This window comes from Sulfuricurvum sp. (genome assembly GCF_019163035.1).
GTDB lineage: Bacteria > Campylobacterota > Campylobacteria > Campylobacterales > Sulfurimonadaceae > Sulfuricurvum.
The window spans coordinates 1-2951 of sequence record NZ_JAFLKV010000067.1 but is presented as its reverse complement, the minus strand read 5'-3'; the positions used below and the strand labels follow the sequence as shown (position 1 = coordinate 2951).

The 2951-nt window shown below is 47.3% G+C and carries 4 protein-coding genes and 1 pseudogene; all 5 read right to left on the bottom strand.

What is annotated here, in order from left to right; translation table 11 throughout:
- A partial coding sequence (locus tag JZU62_RS05495) for an FAD-dependent oxidoreductase (RefSeq protein ID WP_295012688.1) occupies positions 1 to 530 on the bottom strand: 530 nt, incomplete at its 3' end.
- 102 nt (positions 531 to 632) lie between these two features.
- The gene (locus JZU62_RS05490) at positions 633 to 1382 is read right to left on the bottom strand and encodes a DUF695 domain-containing protein (protein ID WP_295012686.1); all 750 of its coding nucleotides are present in this window, start codon (positions 1380 to 1382) and stop codon (positions 633 to 635) included.
- A 3-nt stretch (positions 1383 to 1385) separates the two neighbouring features.
- Positions 1386 to 1727, bottom strand: a complete 342-nt coding sequence (gene hypA, locus JZU62_RS05485) for a hydrogenase maturation nickel metallochaperone HypA (protein ID WP_295012684.1) — start codon at positions 1725 to 1727, stop codon at positions 1386 to 1388.
- Positions 1727 to 2719 carry a hydrogenase expression/formation protein HypE gene (hypE, locus tag JZU62_RS05480; RefSeq protein WP_295012682.1) on the bottom strand — a complete coding sequence of 331 codons (993 nt, stop codon included), beginning with the start codon at positions 2717 to 2719 and terminating at the stop codon, positions 1727 to 1729. Before hypE ends, hypA begins: the two co-directional genes overlap by 1 nt.
- A pseudogene (locus tag JZU62_RS05475) lies at positions 2716 to 2951 on the bottom strand (hydrogenase formation protein HypD); the annotation flags it as partial. The gene hypE and the pseudogene JZU62_RS05475, both read right to left, overlap by 4 nt.

Genomic DNA, 2951 nt, shown 5'->3' with positions numbered 1-2951 from the left:
GCAATACCGTTTTTACCGAGCATATCAGCACTAAGCCCTTCAATTTGCTCATAATGGTACTGAACCCCTGTCGCGACAACAAGATAGTCATACCCGACAACTGTCCCTTTTTTTGTGGTAATTTTGTTATTATCTGGATCAAACGTAGCGGCTTCATCTTTGATCCATGTCACATCATCCCCAATATAGCCCGTGTTATCAAAAATAATATCTTCAGGAGCATACTCTCCCGCCGCGACGAAGATTTGTCCCGGCTGGTAAACATGTTTCTCATTTGGTGCAATAATCGTAATATCGGGTTTAGAAAGAGCACGACGTAGCCGAGCCAATACCATCAGTGCTCCAGAACCGCCTCCGACAATAACAATTTTCCCTACTGCATTGGATGAAGCTGCTTGTGCCGTTGCAGGAGCAGCAGTTCCAGCCAATACGGATGCGGCAATCGGCGAAAGCGCCATCATTTTCAAAGCATCACGACGTGATAACCCTTCCTTTTCTTTGATCTTTTTCACTATTTCTTCTGTATTCATTATTTACCCCTTTTGATATTAATGTGAGACGTTCTTATACACATTATCGCCGCGAATAGATTAAAGTTACTTAAAAGTGAATAGGTTTTCAGTGGTAAATTACTAAATTTTAACGACACTCGTTTCCCAGCCGTCATACGCACCGTTAAACTGGATGGAAAGATTGATCAAATGAAGACTTAATGTGTCAATATCGTAGTAAAACGGTTTATCTTGACGATAAAAGCTAATTCCTACCATCGTCGAGATCTCATTTGCATTGATATGATCTTTGATCTTAAACCCTTCTGCTTCGATCGTACTAACGAATTCAGCGCGTTTTTCGGCTGTTTCAAAATAGGCTTTGTGTTCAATCGCACGCGGTAGATGGAGAGAATCGCCTTGCGACTTCAAATGGTCGCACACTTTGTGGTTTTGAATAATCTGCCATTCGATAGGGGTCGGGAAAAGGAGCTTATGATACACCTCCCAATCCCCGTCCATTTTTGAGCCGCTGGAATATTCATACTCAGGAAACGCCCCCATCGCCGCTTTCACGACATCGGGCCATTCAAATTCGTGTTTCAGGTAGTAGATAAAGGTCATCTCGCCATTAGAGACGATCTTTCCAACGTAACTGCCGATACGGTAGCGCAACGCCTCCATCTCAATTTTGTCTTCGATAAACGAGAGTTGTGCCTCTTCATCTTCGCCAATCAGCCCGCGATCATTCGGTGCTTTCATGGTGAGCTTGATAAACCCGACATAGAACTTGTCTTCACTCGGCAACTCTGCCGAAATCCCTGCATTCACCAACACCGAGGCGATAGCGCCGTCGATGGTTTTCATATATAATTCCCAATACTCTTGCATACCCTACTCCATCTCCAACGACATTAAAAACATATCTTCACCATCTATTACTTTGACATCCAGACTCTCACACGCGGGGCATTTATAGTAAACTTCATCCAAAGTTGTCTGCACTCCGCACCCTTTACATTCGATCACGAGAGGCTGAATATTTAGCACAAAATCCGCCCCGTCACACACCGTCTTCTCTTTGAACGTATTAAACGCGATTTCGAGCAAGTGCGGTTCAACGCCACTCATTTTCCCGATCTTTACGACGATTTTCGAGACCGATTCGGCTTCATTCTCACGGGCTATATCCTCACACTGGGTTAACAGTGCTTGTACGATTGAGTATTCATGCATTAGCAGATCCTCGGTAGTAATTCGCCGTTAGGGGTCTCTAAAAATCGAGATGTCCCCCACGGGCTTTTCAATATCACTTTTTGTGGATACTTTTGAGTTACTTCTCCTACCACTGAAGCCATCGCGCACACCTCGAAGCTTTTGAGTATCTCTAGGGCTTTTGCGGCAGAGTCTTTGTGGATTGCCAACACAAACGTCCCCTCATTCGCCAAAGCCGTCGCTTCGAAACCCAGCATTTCACAAATCCCTTTGACCTCATCGCTCACGGGGATTTTTTCCTCTTCGACCTCGATACAGACGTTCGACTGTCTCGCCCACTCGTTGAGTACCGCCGCAACCCCTCCGCGCGTCGCATCGCGCATTGCCGTGATCCGCACCCCCGCATCCATGAGGGCTTTCACCTGCGGATAGAGCGAGTTACAGTCACTTTTGAGGGTACTGCTCATCTCCATCCCCTCACGCGCGGCGAAAATCGTCGCTCCGTGGCACCCGATGTCGCGGTTGATGAGGATCACATCCTCTTCGCTCACATTGTTCGAGCTGATCCCCGCTTGGACGATTTCACCCAGACCTGTGGTGTTGATGAATATCTTATCCACGCTCCCCTTGGGCACCACCTTCGTATCGCCGCTCACGACCACCGCACCGTTGATCGCTAACTCGCTTCTCATGCTCTCGACGATCCGCTCCAGTGATTCAACTTCAAACCCCTCTTCGATGATGACACTGCACGTCAAATATTTAGGCTGTGCCCCCATCATCGCAAGGTCATTGCACGTACCGCACACCGCAAGCTTACCGATGTCCGCCCCCGCAAAAAATAGGGGACTCACCGTAAAACTGTCGGTACTCATCGCCAAATTCCCGATCACCGCCGCATCTTCGCTACGCTCTAAAATCTCGTTTTTAAAGGCTTTGTAAAAGACCTTTTTGATCAGTTCGTTGTTCTCTTCGCCGCCGTTGCCTTGGGCTAATGTGATTGTTTTATTCATACCAAATTCCCATATTTATAATACGCCGAACACGCCCCCTCGGAGCTGACCATACAGCTTCCCACAGGGCTGCTCGGTTTACACGCGGTGCCGAAGATAGAACACTGCGGCGGAGAGGCTTTCCCTTTTAGGATGTCGCCACAAATACAGAGTTTGTGATCGTTGATCTCTTCTTTAGGGAGGATCGCATCGTAAATTTTTTCGGCGTTGTAGCGATCATACTCGCTCCGCA

Coding starts and splice junctions, on each gene's coding strand:
- JZU62_RS05490 (WP_295012686.1), bottom strand. CDS start 1,382: ATGCAAGAGTATTGGGAATTATATATGAAAACCATCGACGGCGCTATC.
- hypA (WP_295012684.1), bottom strand. CDS start 1,727: ATGCATGAATACTCAATCGTACAAGCACTGTTAACCCAGTGTGAGGAT.
- hypE (WP_295012682.1), bottom strand. CDS start 2,719: ATGAATAAAACAATCACATTAGCCCAAGGCAACGGCGGCGAAGAGAAC.